Below are 15,251 nucleotides of genomic sequence, written 5' to 3' on the forward strand. Positions count from 1 at the left end.
CGGCTGGGGCGACGGCCCGGCCGGGACGGCCGGCGCCGCGGGGACCTGCGCGAGCGGCGGGCGGGCGCCGGAGTGGCCGCCCGCGTCCGGCCGCCCGCTGGTCTGCCGGTCGGGCGTCACGGCGGGCTGCGGATGCGTCCGGAACGGCGGCCAGGTGATCGTGGACGGCGGCAGTCCCGGCCCGATCAGCAGCGCCGCCACCAGGGCGGTGACCAGGGCACCGGCCATGCCGCCGCCCGCGAACAGCCAGCGGCGGGTGTACGGCGACGGGACGTCGGGCTGGCTGGGCATGCCGTCGGGGGTCAGGGAACCGCCCCGCGCGGCGATGTCGGTGCGGTAGCCGGCCAGTTCGGGGTCGGTGGCGGTGTGCATGACGCGGTGCCGCAGCGCGGCGGGCAGCACCGGGGACGGCGCGTGGACGAGCAGCGCCCCGACCTCCACCCGGCGACGGCGGCGGCACACCGGACAGTCCTCGTGATGGGCCCGGCCCCCGCCGTCGCCCCCGCGCGCACGGGACGCCACGGCCGTGGACGGGCGGGACGAGCGGCGCACGGTGAGGACTCCGGCGGCCCGCCGTGACCGTCCACCGTGCCGTCTGGCCGCGGCCGCGGGCCGCTCGGCGGCGACAGTGGCGGCGGCGGGGGTACCGCCGATCGTCGCGGCGTCCCCGGCGCGGCCCGCGGCACAGCGACGGGCGCACGCGACCTGCTCGGCCTCGTAGGCGGTGCGCAGGCGCGACCTGGCCTTGCCCGTCCGCGCGGCCGCGCGCCGGGCCGACAGCCCCAGCGCGGCGCCGATCTCGGCGGGGCGCAGGCCGTGGCGTACCGAGAGCAGCAGGAGTTCCTGGTCGGAGGCGTCCAGGCGGGCCAGCGAACGTTCCAGAAGCGCCGACAGTTCGGCGGCGGGCGGCGGCTCCTGCCGGGTCGCGGCGTCCGCGGCGCCGTCGGGCGGGAGGACGTCGGCGAAGTCGGCGTCGGTCTCCCAGTGCAGCTGCCGGTCCCCGCCGCGCTGCAGGCAACGGCGCCGCGCCGCCGCGTACAGCCAGGACCCCAGCCGCATCTGATCGCGCATGCGCGGCGCGCGGCGCCAGGCGTCGATGAAGGTGTCATGCACGATGTCGACGGCCGTTTTGTATTCGCCCGTCATTGACACGCAGTAATCGTAAAGGCGCTCGGCGTACGCGTCGTAGAGCGCGGCCAGGGAGGTCCTGTCACCACCGTTCAGACCGTGCACCAACCTGCGGTCGGCGGCGCCGTCGAACGAGGACCATCTGGGCATGAGCGCTCCCCGCATCCGCATGGGAGTCCGGCCCCAACGGAGCCTTCCGGACAATCGGCCCACTCTGAATACACCCCACCACACCATCCGCACCACATGATCTCGCGAAAACGGCAGAAGGATGACCCGAAGGTGAGGGCGATGGAACCGGTGGTATTGAAAAACCTTCGGTTTGTCCACGCCACCGAGGCCCCAAATCGGTCAGAGACCGTCAAGAGTCCAGTCGGGCGCCGGGGCTGGCCATACTGATCACGGATCCGGGCCGCCCCGCACCGTGGGCGGCCGCACCCGACGCTGCTCGCCGCCACCACGGCCGCCCGGCCGTGTCAGTCGCCCAGGCGCACCATCGCCTGACCGAGCTGCTCGGCTTCCACCGTCCACGGCGCCTGCCGGCCGACCACCACCCGGTAGACGTCCCGCTCGGGCACGGCCCGCCCGTCGATCAGGAACACGCACCGCTCCGCCGTGGTGCCCAGCGTGTTCTTGCGGAATCCCTCGGGCGCGCCGCCTCGGAGCTGCGAGACGCCGAGCACCTTCCCGTCCTCGTCGCGTACCTCCACCACCGCGCCCTGGGCGACGTCGCCGTACCTGCCTGCGCCCGTACAGCTGTCCTTGTCCCAGATGAAATACGCGGTCGTCGGGTCGGTGTCGGTGATGACGACCTGCCCGGTGAAGATCACCTGCCGCTCGGAGGTGCCACGGGTGGCGAGGAAGATGATGGCACCCGCGACGGCGACGGCGGTGACGGCCGCCGTGACGGCCACGACGACGACCACGTTCGGGCCACCCCGGCGGCCGCGGTGTCCGTCGCGGGTGGGCTGGTGGGGTAGCTGGGCCACAGGCACCCCCTGGGGGAACGAGTGGGACGCCCCGTTGGACGCGGCCGTCCGGCGAAAGGTTGGCCGGCCGTGCGTCAGCGCAGGTGAAGGACGTCGAGCTCGCCATCGGCGAACCGCCTGCGCAGCACCTTCTTATCGAACTTGCCGACCGAGGTCTTGGGGATCTCGGGGATGAACGTCCATCGCTCGGGCAGCTGCCAGCGGGGGACGCGGCCCGCCAGGAACTCCCGGAGCTGCTCGGCGCCGACCGTCGCGCCGTCGCGGACCACGACCGAGGCCAGCGGACGCTCCTGCCAGCGGTCGTCCGGCACGCCCACCACGGCGGCCTCCACGACGTCGGGATGGGCCATGAGCTGGTTCTCCAGCTCCACCGAGGAGATCCACTCCCCGCCCGACTTGATCACGTCCTTGGCCCGGTCGGTCAGCACCAGGTAGCCGTCGGGGGACAGCGTGCCGACGTCGCCGGTGCGCAGCCAGCCGTCGTGGAACCGGGCCGGGTCCTCGTCGCGGTGGTAGGCGCCGGTCACCCACGGCCCGCGGATCTCCACCTCGCCGACCGAGGTGCCGTCGTTGGGCAGCACCACGTCGCCGTCACCGACGATGCGGACGTCCAGCCCGGCCAGCACGCGGCCCTGCGTGACGCGGTACCGCCACGACTCCTCGCCGTCGGCCGTGACGGGCGGATGCGCGACCGTCGCCAGCGGGGACGTCTCGGTCATCCCCCACGCCTGGACGATCCGCACGCCGATCTCGTCGTAGCCGCGCATCAGCGACTCGGGCACCGCCGAACCGCCGCACGGCACCAGGCGCAGCGAGCCGAGGTCGCTGCCGTTGTCCCGCGCGTACCGCAGCACGTCGTTCCAGATCGTCGGGACCGCCCCGGCGACGGTGGGACGTTCCGTCTCGATGATCCGGACGAGCGGCTCGGCCTGCAGGAAGCGGTCCGGCATGATCAGCGACGCGCCCGCCATGAGCGCCGCGTACGGCAGTCCCCAGGCGTTGGCGTGGAACATCGGCACGACGGGCAGCACCCGGTCCTGGGCACCGAGGCCCATCGCGTTGGCCGTGCAGGCCGTCATCGAGTGCAGGTACGCCGAACGGTGCGAGTAGACGACGCCCTTGGGGTTGCCGGTGGTGCCGCTGGTGTAGCACATGGCCGCCGCCGAGCGTTCGTCGATCTCCGGCCAGTCGAACGCGGGCTGGGACGCGGCCAGCAGCTCCTCGTACGAGTGCAGCTCCTTGCCCGCGTCCGCCAGGGGCGCGGTGTCGGCCGCCCCCACCACGACCACGTCCCGCACGGTCTTCATCCGCGGCAGCACCGGCGCCAGCAACGGCACGAGCGACCCGTCGACGATGACGACCCGGTCCTCGGCGTGGTCGGCGATGTAGGCGAGCTGGTCGGGGAAGAGCCGGATGTTGAGCGTGTGCAGCACCGCCCCCATGGACGGCACGGCGAGGTAGGCCTCCAGGTGCTCGGCGTTGTTCCACATGAACGTCGCCACGCGCTGGTCACCGTCGACGCCGAGCGCCCGCAGCGCCCCCGCCAGCCGCGCGACCCGTTCGCCGAGCTCGCCGTAGGTGATGCGCCGCGTCCCGTCCCCCGTCCAGGTCGCCACCTGGGTGTCCCCGAAGACGCCCGTGCCGTGACGCATGATCGAGGCGATGGTCAGGGGAAAGTCCTGCATGGTGCTCCACACGGCACACCTCCAGCTCGACGGCCCTCAGAACCGGATTCTCGACCGCGCCGATGTGATTGTCATCACCAGACAGGCCCCTATTTCCCCACAAGCACCCCGCAACGCCCCTCTCGGCCGTTCGCGCGGACGACCCCGCCGGAAGCCGGGCGCCCCTACGATGACCCCGATGCGCCAGGCCGCCCCGACGCCCTACTGGAACACCAACGTCGCCCGCCACGCGGGCATCCTCCGCGCCGTCCCCGAGGAGTGCGGCGACGCGCTGGACGTCGGCTGCGGGGACGGGCTGCTCGCGCTGAAGCTGACCGGACGGGCCGACCGCGTCACCGGCGTCGACAGGTCTCCGGAGATGATCGCCCGCGCCCGCGAACTCGGCGCCGGCCACCCGGCGCTCACGTTCGTCCACGGCGACTTCCTGACCGCTCGCCTGCCCGCCGACGGCTACGACTTCATCTGCTCGGTGTCCACGGTGCACCACATGGACTTCGAGGCGGCCCTGGTCCGCATGCGCGAGCTGCTGCGTCCCGGCGGCACGCTGGTGGTGGTGGGCCTGGCCCGCGACGCGACACCGGCGGACTGGGCGGCGACGATCGCGGCCGCCCCGGTCGTCCGCATCACCAAGGTGCTGCGCCGCGCGGGCGGCCCGGGAGGCATGCCGGTCGCCGACCCGCAGATGAGCTACGGACAGGTGCGGGCCACGGCACGCCGCCTGCTCCCCGGCGTGCACTACCGCCGCCACGTCCTGCGCCGCTACTCCCTAACCTGGAGCAAACCAGCCTCCTAGCAGCGGAATGCCGCTGCGGGACGGGGCCGCACCGTCCACCCCGCCGACCGACGCACCGCCACGAGCGGCCAAGCAGCCAGCAGCACACCGAGCCGACACAGACGCGCGGGCGCGGCCGCAACCCGCACAGCCTCCTAGAGCCCATGCCTGCCCTCGGGGCAGAAGCATTTGTGTGCTTGGTGTGACTTGTGTGAATTGGCGTTCTGCGACGGCGAGTTGTGGGCGCCAGCGGGTTTTCTGGGGTGGAGATGGTGGAGTAAAGATCGATTAATACGGGTCGGGAGGGAGGTCGGGGAACTGGGAGCCGAGAGCGGCGTCGTCGCGGAGTTTGGCCATGGCGCGGGAGACGGTGCTCTTGACGGTGCCGACGCTGACGCCGAGGACTTCGGCGATCTCGGTTTCGGGCATGTCCTCGTAGTAGCGGAGCATGACCGCGAGGCGCTGGCGTTGGGGAAGGCGGTCGAGGGCGCGGCCGAGGGCGTCGTGCAGCTCGCTGCGGCGGGTGTGGTCGTCGACGGGCTGGTCGGGCAGCTCGTCGGTGGGGTAGATCTCCAGCTTGCGGCGCCGCCACCAGGAGATCTGCGTGTTGACCATGGCGCGGCGGACGTAGCCGTCGATGGCGGCCGGGTCGTTGATGCGGTCCCAGGCCAGGTACGTCTTGGCCAGTGCGGCCTGCAGCAGGTCCTCGGCCTCGGCGCGGTCTCCGGTCAGCTGCATGGCCATGCGCAGCAGGACGGAGCCGCGGGACGCGACGTACTCGCGGAACTCCTCGTGCCGCGTTGCGTTCACATCACCACCGAACCAGGGGTTGGAGGGCGTCAGCCGAGCCGTACCATTGAGGGATCTTGAACGGGCAAGCTCCCGGCGCTCTCGACGATCGCACGAAGATCGTAATTCCGGTCCAACAAAAAACACATATTCGGGTCAACCTGGAGTGCGATTCTCCTCTCCAGGGTGATAAATCTCAACCCCTCGGCTGACTTGTCGCGACAAATCCGTCGACAGTCGGATCACGGTGCGTGAACCTTGAGTCGCTGTTCCGTACAGCCAGGCCCCGCAACCGAGATCGATGTCGGAGAGTCGCATGCCGCCCCACCCCCGTGCAGCCAGGCGTCGTCGTCACCGGAAGGCCGTGCTCGGGGCGTCCCATGTCGGGGCGGTTCCCGGCGGCCTCCCGGTGCGCGCCGTGGCCGGGACGATCCTCGACGCCAGCCCGCACCTGCTCGTCCTGGGCGGTGACGGGGGCGAGGTGCGGGTGCCGATGACGCAGGCGACCGCGGTGTGGCACGGCGGACGCGAGGGCCCGGACGCGCTGCGGCCGGGGCGCCGCGCGATCGTCCGCACCGCCGACGGTCTCGGCGCCGACCGGGTCTGGGTCGACATCGTCCGGGTGATGGGCACGGTCGTGAGGTGCGGGCGGGACGCCGTGGAGGTGGACATGGGCCCCCATCGCGGACGGGCCCATGTGGTGGTCCCGCCGAACGTTCTCGGCCGGGTGCTGGTGCGTCACCCCCGGCTGGAACCCGGTTACCTGATCGACGTCATCTGCGTCGCGTCCCCGGACGGCCCCCGGGCGGCGCGGCCGGGCACCGCGCAGCCCGGCTACCGGGCCGACCAGTCCCCGGCAGCCGACCCTTCGGCGCCCGTGCCGAACGAGGTGCGCGGAACGGCGACCTGGTTCGGCTCCGGGGACGTCGCCCTCGCCTACCCCGCCGTGGATCCGGAGGGCAACGCGGGCGGTTGCCACGGTGCGCCGAGCGCCTGCCTGCCGCTGCCGTACGTGTCCCTGGGCAGCGAGCTGTCCGTCCGCAACGACTGCACCGACCGTGTCGCGTGCGTCCCGGTGACCGAGTGCGGGTGCGTCGCGGCCCGCTTCTGCGACCGGTGCGTGGAGTGCGGCACGTCGCCGCGGGGACGCGTCGTCGAGCTGGCGCCCGTCGCGTTCGCCGGCCTGGGCGGGGATCTGGCCGCCGGCTGCTTCAACGTGACCGTCGGCGGCGTCGTGCCCGGTCTGGAGGGTTGAGCCGTGCTGCCCGTCGTCCAGAGCACGCAGGTGCTGGTGCTCGCGTTCGTCCTGCTGGCGGCGAGCCTGGCGAAGCTGACCGTGCCGCAGGTCGTGCCCGCGGCGCCCCATGGCGTGCGCGGCGTTCCCGCAGCCGATGACGTGCGCGGCGTTCCGGCGGCCGACGAGGTGTACGGGGTTGCGGCGCCCGGGCGGCGGACGCCGTGGCTCAGCCGCCAGGTCACCCTCGGACTCGGGGTCTTCGAGGGCGTCCTGGGGCTGGCCATGATGATGTCGGCGCACGCGTCGGTCCGGCTGGCGACGACGGTGATGTTCGCCGCCGCCACCTGGGTGGTCGGTGAGCTGCGCAGGCAGGGCTCTGGCACGGGCTGCGGCTGTTTCGGCGAGCTGAGCCGTGAGCCCGTGGGGCGGCGCGGCGTCGTGCGGACGGGCCTGTGCACGCTGGCGGCGGTCGTCGCCCTGGGCGCCCCGCACTCGGGAACGGACGTGCTGCGGCAGGGGCCCGCGCTGGTCGGCCTGGTGTTCGTGGCCGAGCTGACGCTGTTCGCCGCCCTGTCGCCGGAGCTGCCGGCGCTGCTGGAGCGGCTGGGGCTGCGCCCGCGTGCGGCCGCGCCGTGCGATCGCCGCCGCAGCCCGCTCGCCGAGACCTACCAGGCGCTGCATGCGAGCGACGCCTGGCTGAGCCGGGAGAACGCGATCGCCAGCGCGGCGCCGCTGGACGTCTGGCGGGAGGGCTGCTGGCGGTTCCTGGTGTTCCCGGCGCGGGTGGACGGCCGGGACATGGAGATCGTGTTCGCCGTCTCCACGGCAGCGCGGCACCGGACCGTCCGGTCCGCCCTCGTGGAGGCCGAGCCGTCCGGGACGCCGGACGTCGCCGCCGCGCGTTCCGCCTGACGGTCTCGCGTTCTCTAGCCGCCTCTAGATCTACCGCTAGAGACGGCTAGAGAAGAGCAGAGGTCAGGACGGGATGCGGACCGCGGCCAGCTGGGTCGCCTGGGCGACGAGACGGTCCTTGCTGTCCCAGACGTGGACGGTCTCGTCTATGCGGTCGCCGCCGACGTCGGTCGCCCGCATCCGCACCCGGACGGGGCCCGGGGCGGGCAGGCGCCGGATGTAGGCGGTGAGCTGGATGGTCGGCGCCCACCCCGGCAGCGCCAGGTCGTAGGAGGCGGGCGGCACCATGTCCAGCGCCACCAGCAGGCTGAACGGATCCCAGTCGGTGCCGTCGGCCAGCCGCTGCCACCCCTGGATCAGCCCGCGCCGGGACGGCTCCCCCAGCGCGAACCCCAGCACGCCGGGGTCGACGTGCTCCTCGACGACCTCCATCAGCGGCACCGGGAAGCCGGCCCCCGGCGGCTCCTTCGGCGCGAGGAAGCAGTCCTGCCGGTCGGGCAGTTCGACGGGCGGCGCGGCCGACCACCACGGGTCGGCGTCCTCCAGCCGTTCCTGGCAGATCAGCGCCTCGACCATCGGACGGTCGTCCTGCGACATCCGCACGCGCAGTTGCGAGACGGTGCGTCCCTCGCGCAGCGTGTCGACGGCGATCACCACCGGCCCCGGGTCGGGCGCCCGCAGGAACGTCGCGCTCACGGCGGCCGGATGCGGGTGCTCGGGGGAGGCCGCGCGGGCGGCGGCCCGGGCCATGACCGCCAGGACGTATCCGCCGTGCAGCTTGTCGCCGACGCTCCACTGCGCGTCCAGGTCGGCGTCGAACTCCACGCGCCGTTCCCCTGCGTCGGCGGCGTTCCCCTCGTCCTCGTTCCGCGGCCTGACCGCCGTGGCCCGGCTGAACTCCTTCACTCGGCGCTCCGTTCGCTCGCTCGGTACGGCGTGCGGCCGTCGGCCGGGCGCCCCCGCGGTCCCCCGATGACCTGCCACGATCCCGTTTAGAAGAAGATTCTAGCGAGATCTCTCTAAAAGGTTCAACGCGGGGGCCTTCCGAGCGTTCTCTAGAGGCTTCTAAGCGAGGACGTAGAGACGCCTACACATTTATATGGCCTGGCACGTCGGCCTCGCCCGCACCTGCGGAGTTCGATCGGATTCTCTAGGGCTTTCTGAGGCTGACGCTAGAAAGGCCTAGAGAAGCGTAGGCGAAGGCAGGAGTTCCGTCGGGGCAGGGCGAGCGGAGGCGGTCAGGCGGGCTGCGCCCGCAGGAACTGGCCGAAGTGCGGCACGGTGAAGGCGACCAGGCCGCGTTCGGCGCTGTAGATGAGCCCCTTCTTGATCAGGCCGTCGCGGGCCGGGGACAGGCTGGAGGGCTTGCGGCCCAGTTCCTCGGCGACCGCCGAGGTCGCGACCGGGCTGTCGCCCTCGTCGCCGAGCATGGCCATGGCGCGCATGTAGTCGCGTTCGGCCGGGGTCGCCCGCTCGTACCGGCTGCCGAAGAAGCCGACCGCCAGTTCGCTCTCGGCCTCCGGCGCGGCGACCCGCACATCCTCGGCGGTGATGGGGCTGTCGGGCGCCACGTCCCAGGCCACCTTGGCGTACGCCTGGACGAAGTAGGGGTAGCCGTCGGCCGCCAGGTAGAGGGCGTCCAGGGCGTCGGGGGTGAAGGTGACGTCCTCGCGTTCGGCGGGGGCGAGCAGCGCGATGTCGGCGGACTCGCGGTCGAGCCGGTCGATGCGCGAGTAGCGGAACAGCCGTTCGGAGTAGGACTTGCTGGCCGACAGCACCGCGGGCAGATGGGGCAGGCCCGCGCCGACGACGATCAGCGGCCCGCCGATCTGGGACAGCTCGTGGCAGGCGGCGCACAGCGCGGACACGTCGTCGCCGGGGACGTCCTGCATCTCGTCCACGAACAGCGCGATGCCGACGCCGACGTCGGTGGCGACCGAGGCCGCGTCCACGAACAGCTCGGTCAGGTCGATCTCCAGGTCGCCGGAGTCGGCGCGGCCGCGCACGGCGGGCACGTCGATGCCCGGCTGCCAGCGGTGCGCCCGCGCCCGGGCCCGGCCGGACGGCTCCTCGCCCGCCTGCGCGAACGCCTTGAGCACGCCGAGGAAGCGCTCGATGCGGTCGGGCGCGCGGTGGCGGGGGGCCAGCTCGCGCACGGCCATGTGCAGGGCCGAGGCGACGGGACGGCGGATCGACTGGTCCGGCCGGGCCTCGATCTTGCCGGTGCCCCACAGCCGCTGGATCGCCATCGAGCGGAACGCGTTGAGCAGCACGGTCTTGCCGACCCCGCGCAGCCCAGTGATGATCATGCTGCGCTCGGGACGGCCGCGGGCGACCCGCTCCAGCACGACCTCGAACTGCTGCAGCTCGCGGTCGCGTCCGGCCAGCTCGGGCGGACGCTGCCCGGCGCCCGGGGCATAAGGATTGCGCACGGGATCCACGCTCTCGGACTCTATGAGCCGATATAGCTGCGGCCGTAGATTTGCATAGAAACCGCTGCGGCGTGTCGCGTGCGTCCCGCGACGCGCCGTCCGGCGGCGCGTCGCGGAATCCGCGGTCACCGTCGCCACCATGCCGCCTCCCAGGCGAGGGCGTTCGAACGAGGTCATCGAACTTCTGTTCGACTGTTCGAACACACTAGCGCACGCCCTCGCCGCCCGTCAGCCGCTCCCGGCAAACGGCGGGCGCCGCGCCGTGCGGCGCGGCGCCCGGTCGTCAGGTCAGGGACGTGTCGTCCGCGGCCGAACGGTGCGGGACCTTCTCGGCGGGGACCGTCCCCATCCGGCCCGCCTGGAAGTCCTCGAACGCCTGGACGAGCTCCTCGCGGGTGTTCATCACGAACGGCCCGTACCGGGCGACGGGCTCGCGGATCGGCAGCCCGCCCAGCACGAGGATCTCCCAGCCGTTCCCCGAAGCCGTCGGCTGCCGGTCGGCCGCCCGCACGACCAGGCCGTCCCGCTCGCCCTTGTGGTGCGAGCCGCCGAAGACGGCCAGCTGCCCCTCGTCCAGCGCGATCTCCTCGACGCCGGCGGTGCCGCGCCCGGACAGCACGTACACCATGGCGTTGAACTCGCGCGGCCACGGCAGCGTCAGCCGCGCGCCCGGCGCGACCGTCGCGTGCAGGTAGTTGATCGGCGTGTAGGTGACGCCCGGCCCCTGGTGCTCCCCGAGCGACCCGGCGATCACCCGGACGAGCGAGGAGCCGTCGTCGGCGGCCAGCAGCGTGACGTCGCGCGCCTCGATGTCCTGGTAGCGCGGCGTGACCCACTTCTGCGCGCGGGGCAGGTTCACCCACAGCTGCACGCCGTGGAACAGCCCGCCCTTGGCCACCAGTTCCGGCGGCGGCTGCTCGATGTGCTGGATCCCGGCCCCGGCGGTCATCCACTGGGTGGCGCCGTCGGAGATCAGGCCGCCGCCTCCGGTGGTGTCCTGGTGCTGGAACGCTCCGTCCATGATGTAGGTGACGGTCTCGAAGCCGCGGTGCGGGTGCCAGGGCGTGCCCTTGGCCTCGCCCGGGGCGTACTCGACGGCGCCCATGTGGTCCAGCAGCAGGAACGGGTCGGCCAGGGACAGGTCCATGCCGGGGAACGGGCGCCGGACCTGGAAGCCCTCGCCCTCCAGGTGGCGCTGGGCGGTGACGACCTTGGCGACGCGGCGCCAGCCGGTGCCGGCCTCGGGCAGGCGCGGCAGCCGGGGCAGGGTCAGCGGGTCCGCGGTGACGGCTGGCATCGGTACTCCTCAGACGTGGTGGGCCCGCTCCGGACGAGCGGGCGCCGTCGCACGGATGCAACGTGATTGAAAGATAAACTATTTCCGCGGCGTGCGACACGTCGGCCGAACGATGCTCGGAAGACGTTAGTTGAAAGTTAAACAGTGCCGTATACTGTCCCCCATGAGCGAACCACGCTGGCTCGATGCCGCACAACAACGCGACTGGCGGGCCTACGTGGACGGCAGCGTCCGGCTGACCGAGATCATGGACCGCGACCTGAAGACCAAGCACGGTCTGTCGATCTCAGAGTACGAGATCCTCGTCCGCCTCTCGGAGGCGCCCGACCGGCGGCTGCGGATGGCGGAACTGGCCGCGCACGCCAGCCAGTCCCGCAGCCGACTGTCGCACACCTGCTCCCGGCTCGAGTCCAAGGGACTGGTGGTGCGCGGCAGCTGCCCCAACGACAAGCGGGGCGTCTACGCCCACCTCACCGAGGAGGGCTTCGCCGTGCTGGACCGGGCCGCCCGCGACCACGTCGAGACGGTCCGCACCTTCTTCATCGACGTGATCGACCCCGACGACCTGGCGGCGATCGGCCGGGCGTTCACCTCGGTCGTCAAGCGCATCGCCGAGGAGAACTGACGCCTCCCCCGGCGTCGCCGGGCCTCCCGCCCGCGACCGCCGGGGCGACGGGCCCCAGGGCGTCCTCACAGCGTCAGGCCGGTGAGGAACCCCACCGACACCAGGGTCAGGAACACCCAGGCCAGCATCATCCCGATGCCGAACTGCCGCCACACCCCGCCGACCTTCCACGCCAGCAGGCCGCCCAGCCCGAACGCCAGCATCAGCAGTGTGATCATCTGCGGCAGCAGGCTCGGCCTGCGGCTCATCATCAGCGGCGCGTACATCATCACCAGGTCGACGAACACGAACGTCAGGAACCCCGCGAGCGTCGTGCCGACGTCGCGCCGTGTCAGGCCCTGCGCCCACTCCCAGGGCGGACGCGAGCGCACGCGGATGCGCGGCCCGTCGTCCGGCCGGTCGGTCTCCACCGTGGACGCCACGGCGAAGATCTCGTCTTCCAGGCTCGGGCGGCTCGGGCGGCCGCTCTCGTGAGAATCCGCCATGCCGGCTCCCTCGGCCGGGGACGCCGGGACTGTACCCGGCGGGGGGTGTGGTCGAAACGGATGCGCGTGCCCGCCCCCGTCCCCTCAACGACAGCCACGCGCCAAGACGCACGGTAGCGAACCGGCCGTCCCCCACGAAGGCAGCGCGGCGCGTCGCCGGGTAATGCCGCGGCCGGAGCGCCCCGTCATGCCGGGTACCCGGGCGCGGGCATGCGATGCTGCTGTCATGCCAGGTAGATGGACTATTCGCGGGCTGGCGCTCGTCGCGGCGTTCGCCGCCGCCACCGCGGGCGCGACCGGCTGTGGCCAGGGTTCGGACCACTCCGGGGGCGGCCGGGCCACGCCTGCCACACCGCCCGCCCCGGCGCCCTCGGCCTCGCCGCCCGGCGGCGGGACGCCCTCCGCACAGCCGTTCCGCGCGCAGATCAAGAAGGTCACGGCGGGCCAGCTCAAGCACTCGTGGCGCCGCGGCTGCCCGGTGCCGGTGTCGGGCCTGCGGATGATCGAGATGACGTACTGGGGCATGGACGGGCGGCCGCACGACGACGGGCGCCTGGTCGTCAACGCCAAGGCGGCCGACGACCTGGTCACCGTCTTCCGCAAGCTGTACCGGATGAAGTACCCGATCAAGCGCATGGAGCCGGTGGACGTCTACAAGGGCAGCGACTTCGACTCCATCGAGGCCGACAACACCTCGGCGTTCAACTGCCGCGCCGCCACCGGGTCGAGCACCTGGTCACAGCACGCCTACGGGCTGGCGATCGACATCAACCCGTGCGAGAACCCCTACGTCTCCTCCGACGGGACCGTGGCGCACAAGCACTGCGTGAAGTACAGGAACCGCAGCCGCCGCGACCCCGGACTGATCCACAAGGGCGACCCGGTGGTGAAGGCGTTCGCCTCGATCGGCTGGGGCTGGGGCGGCGTCTGGCGCGGCGCCAAGGACTACCAGCACTTCTCCAGCAACGGCCGGTAGCCCTAGACGGGGTTGTCGAGCGAGTCGAGGTAGACGTACTGGCGGTCGGGGAAGACAGCGAGCCCGAACCGGCCGGTCAGCGGCCGCTCGTTCTGCTCCCACCACCGGTAGGCCGCCTCGATCTCGTCCCACAGTTTGCGTGGGCCGTGCTGGAGCACCCGGTGCGCGGAGGCGCCGTCGGTGACGTCCACGCACGCCCAGGACGACCCGGAGAACGCCCAGAAGGTGAAGTCGTCGTCGCTGCCGCCGTCGGCGTCGACGAACTTCGTGGTCACGTCGGGCAGCCGCACCCCGACCGCGAATGAGGCGCTGATGTTCTCCCAGGCGACCCTGTCCGGATGCAGGGTCGTGGTCGACTCGGCCGCGCCCGCCAGGTCGGCCGGCGGTTCGGGTCGGGGGGCGCGCTGGGCGCGCAGCCACATGAACGTCACGGTGTTGTCGACGAACGTGCCGTGCGCCGCGCCGTGCTCGTCGACGACCAGGCGGACGAGCGCGCCGTTGTCGTAGGCGGTTCCCCACGGGGTGAGGATGATCCCGCCCGGCCGGGTCTGCGCCACCCATGAGTAGGGGACGTGCTGCACGGCCGCGGTGGCGATGACCCGGTCGTAAGGGGCGTTGTCCTGGAAGCCGTCCGTGCCGTCGCCGGTGACCACGGTGGGCGACACGCCCGCCTCCGCGAGCGCCTTGCGGGCCCGCTCGGCGATCACGGAGTCGACTTCGATCGTGGTGACGTTCTGCTCGCCGACCATGTACGCGAGCAGGGCCGCGTTCCACCCGGTACCGGTGCCGATCTCCAGGACCCGCATCCCCGGCTCCGCCTGGAGGCGGCCGAGCATCGAAGCGACGATGGAGGGCGTCGAGGTCGAGCTCGAGATCCGCCGCCCGGGCTCGGTGTCCGGGGTGGCGCCGTCGTCGACCTGCGTGATGATCGCGTCGTCAGTGTAGACGGCCTCCAACCAGGCCGCCGGGTCGTCGTCGCGGCGTCGTGCGGTGTACCCGCCGCCGTCGGCGTTGACCCAGATGACGCCCGGGACGAACAGGTGCCGGGGCATCGCGAGGAACGCCGGGCGCCACCGGTCGGGCAGCTTGTCGGCGGCCGCGATCTCGTCGAGGAGCCGCCGGTTCAGGGCCTCGGCGTCGCTCACTTGCCCTTGCCGCCCTTGTCCTTGTCGTCCTTGCCCCTGCTGCCCTTGCTTTCGCGCTTGGCCGGGTCCTCGAACGTGCCCTGCTTGTCCTTGGGCCTGTAGCCGTCGCCGCTGTCGCCGCTCGTGCCGCGCTTACCCATCTGCTTCCTCCTGTGATTTCGCTGCTCATTGAAGTGACGGTTGTTGAGTCGCAGCTATCTCTTCCGGGATCGCGTCCTGTGGCGGGCGGGTCACGGGACCCGCCCCGCTGTCTGGGGGCGGCGGCGCGGCCTCGATGACATATCGGCCGGCCGCGCCGCCGCCGTGGTTGCCGCACCCCGGGCTTCCTGCAGTTGCACTGTCCCGGAAATGCGGCGTGGAAGGGGGCGGTGGCGCCGGGATCCAGGGGGCGTGTCCGCCGCGCGGCCGCCCCCTGGTCACCAGTCCTCGGTCCAGGTCAGGCGGTCGAGAAGACGCCGCAACCACCCACGGCGCCGTTCGACCTCATGCCGCCCCCGCACCGCACGCGCCGACCGCACCAGCGACGGCGACGAACGCGCCCCCTGACGCGACGGCGGCGGCGAGGAGTGCCACCCCTGACGCGAGGACGACGACGGCCGCGATGCCTGAGGTCGTGGCGACGGGCGCGATGCTTGCCTCGCCGCCAGCGGTGGCTGAGGTGACGTCGCACGCGGTTGTGGAGCCTGCTGGAGTGGCACATCACACGATGGCCGGGGCAGCACATGTGGCGGCGGAGGTGACACCGAGGATCGTTGCGTGGACGTGGGGGACGACCACAG

The 15,251-nt window shown here is 72.4% G+C and carries 15 protein-coding genes; 5 read left to right on the top strand and 10 right to left on the bottom strand.

Features of this window, described 5'->3' with window-relative positions:
- The 3 genes from ABD811_RS05275 to ABD811_RS05285 all read right to left on the bottom strand — a co-directional run.
- On the bottom strand, positions 1-1,278 hold a 1,278-nt coding region (locus tag ABD811_RS05275), incomplete at its 3' end, for a sigma-70 family RNA polymerase sigma factor (RefSeq protein WP_344941594.1).
- A gap of 326 nt (positions 1,279-1,604) precedes the next feature.
- Positions 1,605-2,117, bottom strand: coding sequence for a hypothetical protein (locus tag ABD811_RS05280; RefSeq protein WP_344941598.1), 513 nt, complete (start codon positions 2,115-2,117; stop codon positions 1,605-1,607).
- 74 nt (positions 2,118-2,191) lie between these two features.
- Positions 2,192-3,802: a long-chain fatty acid--CoA ligase gene (locus ABD811_RS05285; RefSeq protein WP_344941601.1), complete on the bottom strand. Its 1,611-nt coding sequence runs from the start codon at positions 3,800-3,802 to the stop codon at positions 2,192-2,194.
- A gap of 178 nt (positions 3,803-3,980) precedes the next feature.
- Between ABD811_RS05285 and ABD811_RS05290 the strand changes: the two genes are divergently transcribed.
- On the top strand, positions 3,981-4,595 hold the full coding sequence (locus ABD811_RS05290) for a class I SAM-dependent methyltransferase (protein WP_344941604.1): 615 nt from the start codon (positions 3,981-3,983) through the stop codon (positions 4,593-4,595).
- Positions 4,596-4,862: 267 nt separating this feature from the next.
- On the opposite strand, the gene ABD811_RS05295 is transcribed toward ABD811_RS05290, so the two are convergent.
- Positions 4,863-5,384, bottom strand: a complete 522-nt coding sequence (locus tag ABD811_RS05295) for a SigE family RNA polymerase sigma factor (RefSeq protein ID WP_344941607.1) — start codon at positions 5,382-5,384, stop codon at positions 4,863-4,865.
- Between the two features lie 343 nt (positions 5,385-5,727).
- Here ABD811_RS05295 and ABD811_RS05300 point away from each other — a divergent pair, with 343 nt between their 5' ends.
- Positions 5,728-6,618 (top strand): hypothetical protein, encoded by an 891-nt coding sequence (locus tag ABD811_RS05300; protein ID WP_344941609.1) that lies wholly within the window; start codon positions 5,728-5,730, stop codon positions 6,616-6,618.
- A 3-nt stretch (positions 6,619-6,621) separates the two neighbouring features.
- Positions 6,622-7,512: a MauE/DoxX family redox-associated membrane protein gene (locus ABD811_RS05305; RefSeq protein ID WP_344941612.1), complete on the top strand. Its 891-nt coding sequence runs from the start codon at positions 6,622-6,624 to the stop codon at positions 7,510-7,512.
- Between the two features lie 63 nt (positions 7,513-7,575).
- On the opposite strand, the gene ABD811_RS05310 is transcribed toward ABD811_RS05305, so the two are convergent.
- The 3 genes from ABD811_RS05310 to ABD811_RS05320 all read right to left on the bottom strand — a co-directional run bounded on the left by ABD811_RS05310 (position 7,576) and on the right by ABD811_RS05320 (position 11,241).
- Entirely contained in the window at positions 7,576-8,418 is an 843-nt protein-coding gene (locus tag ABD811_RS05310; protein WP_344941615.1) for a thioesterase family protein, read from the bottom strand.
- 332 nt (positions 8,419-8,750) lie between these two features.
- The gene (locus tag ABD811_RS05315; protein WP_425549366.1) at positions 8,751-9,944 is read right to left on the bottom strand and encodes an AAA family ATPase; all 1,194 of its coding nucleotides are present in this window, start codon (positions 9,942-9,944) and stop codon (positions 8,751-8,753) included.
- 283 nt (positions 9,945-10,227) lie between these two features.
- Complete coding sequence (locus ABD811_RS05320; protein ID WP_344941621.1) at positions 10,228-11,241, bottom strand: pirin family protein; 1,014 nt, start codon at positions 11,239-11,241, stop codon at positions 10,228-10,230.
- Between the two features lie 163 nt (positions 11,242-11,404).
- Here ABD811_RS05320 and ABD811_RS05325 point away from each other — a divergent pair, with 163 nt between their 5' ends.
- Positions 11,405-11,866, top strand: coding sequence for a MarR family winged helix-turn-helix transcriptional regulator (locus ABD811_RS05325; RefSeq protein ID WP_344941624.1), 462 nt, complete (start codon positions 11,405-11,407; stop codon positions 11,864-11,866).
- Between the two features lie 65 nt (positions 11,867-11,931).
- On the opposite strand, the gene ABD811_RS05330 is transcribed toward ABD811_RS05325, so the two are convergent.
- Positions 11,932-12,351: an MFS transporter gene (locus ABD811_RS05330; RefSeq protein ID WP_344941627.1), complete on the bottom strand. Its 420-nt coding sequence runs from the start codon at positions 12,349-12,351 to the stop codon at positions 11,932-11,934.
- A gap of 226 nt (positions 12,352-12,577) precedes the next feature.
- Here ABD811_RS05330 and ABD811_RS05335 point away from each other — a divergent pair, with 226 nt between their 5' ends.
- Positions 12,578-13,327 carry a M15 family metallopeptidase gene (locus tag ABD811_RS05335; RefSeq protein WP_344941630.1) on the top strand — a complete coding sequence of 250 codons (750 nt, stop codon included), beginning with the start codon at positions 12,578-12,580 and terminating at the stop codon, positions 13,325-13,327.
- Positions 13,328-13,329: 2 nt separating this feature from the next.
- On the opposite strand, the gene ABD811_RS05340 is transcribed toward ABD811_RS05335, so the two are convergent.
- The gene (locus ABD811_RS05340; protein WP_344941633.1) at positions 13,330-14,472 is read right to left on the bottom strand and encodes a methyltransferase domain-containing protein; all 1,143 of its coding nucleotides are present in this window, start codon (positions 14,470-14,472) and stop codon (positions 13,330-13,332) included.
- Positions 14,469-14,612 (bottom strand): hypothetical protein, encoded by a 144-nt coding sequence (locus ABD811_RS05345; protein ID WP_344941636.1) that lies wholly within the window; start codon positions 14,610-14,612, stop codon positions 14,469-14,471. The genes ABD811_RS05340 and ABD811_RS05345 overlap by 4 nt, the downstream gene beginning before the upstream one ends.
- Positions 14,613-15,251 lie beyond the last annotated feature (639 nt).

Origin of the sequence: Actinomadura miaoliensis (assembly GCF_039536785.1) — a bacterium.
Lineage (GTDB): Bacteria > Actinomycetota > Actinomycetes > Streptosporangiales > Streptosporangiaceae > Spirillospora > Spirillospora miaoliensis.